The sequence below is a fragment of the Roseovarius halophilus (ex Wu et al. 2025) genome (genome assembly GCF_047086965.1).
The window spans coordinates 1-1090 of the sequence record NZ_JBKOTX010000490.1; the positions used below are offsets into that span (position 1 = coordinate 1).

1 pseudogene is annotated in these 1090 nt (G+C 68.8%); it reads right to left on the reverse strand.

The window, feature by feature from the left end:
• Positions 1-701, reverse strand: a pseudogene (locus tag ACH107_RS33040) (hypothetical protein); the annotation flags it as partial.
• Between the last annotated feature and the right edge of the window lie 389 nt (positions 702-1090).

Consider the following 1090-nt stretch of genomic DNA (forward strand, 5'->3'; position numbering starts at 1 on the left):
ACCGGCCGGCCTTCGAGCCCAACGTCAAGATGGCCAACGAGGACTGGAAGGAAGGCGACGACGTCGAGATCGAGATGTCGAGGCGCGGCATCCTCGTCCTCCTCCGCCGGGCCGGCGGCCGCGTCCCCGGCGCGATCCGGCCCCCCTGCCTCGGGCGCGTCGGCCCCGGGGTCCACGGCGGCCCGTCCGACCACCACCACGGGTTCGGTGTCGCGGATGATCTCCACGTCCCCGGCCGCGCGGGTGGGGCCGAAAAAAGGCTCGCCCACGAAATTGAACGGGTCGGGCACGGCGGCGAAACTGACCGGGTTGAACCCGTGCTCCAGGGCAAAGGCCTCGGCCTCGTCCAGGGTCTCGCGGGCCACGGCGGCGATATAGGTCCGCCCGCCGCCCTTGGAATAATCATGGACCAGATCGTCCAGCGCGTAGGGCGTGGCCCCGTCCAGCGCCGCGCGCACGGCATCCGCGTCGGTGTCCGTACCGTCCAGCGCGAGGTAACGGATCTGCGCCTCGGGCAGCAGCAGCTTGGTGGCCATGCCACCGGGTTCAAGGCGCACCGCCGCCGCGCGCAGCCGGGCCAGGGCCCCGGTCAGGTCCGGGTCGTCCAGCGCGACCTCGCCCACGAGGGTCCAGCCAGCGCCCGCACGATGCATCAGGCGCAGACCGTCAAAGGACAGGGACAAGGCAAAGGTCGGGGTCATGCCGGTGGCTTACCATCTGCGGGCCGCGGGCAAAACGCCCGGCCTCGGTTTCACGCGACGCTACAGCAAGGTTCCGCCCAGGCCAAGCGCCCGCGGCGGCACAGGCGCGTTGGGCGAGGCGCAGCCGAGCCGGGATGGGGCGGGGCCGGGCACCGGTTCGGGAAGGGAGGCGGTACAACTTTAGTCATTTTTGCATTGCCAAACCGAAAGTTTCGACGTAGCGTACCGTGTGCAAAAGTTTCAAAAGTCCACCCACCGGTGAAGAGTTCCTCTTCCGGCGAAGATCGACGCTAGTGCTCCGAGTCTGACGCATGCTACCGGTTCCCGCGAATTTCATCGAGGGCGTTCAGTGCGCGGCGCTCTCGGGCGAGGATGTCCTCGGCCGATTT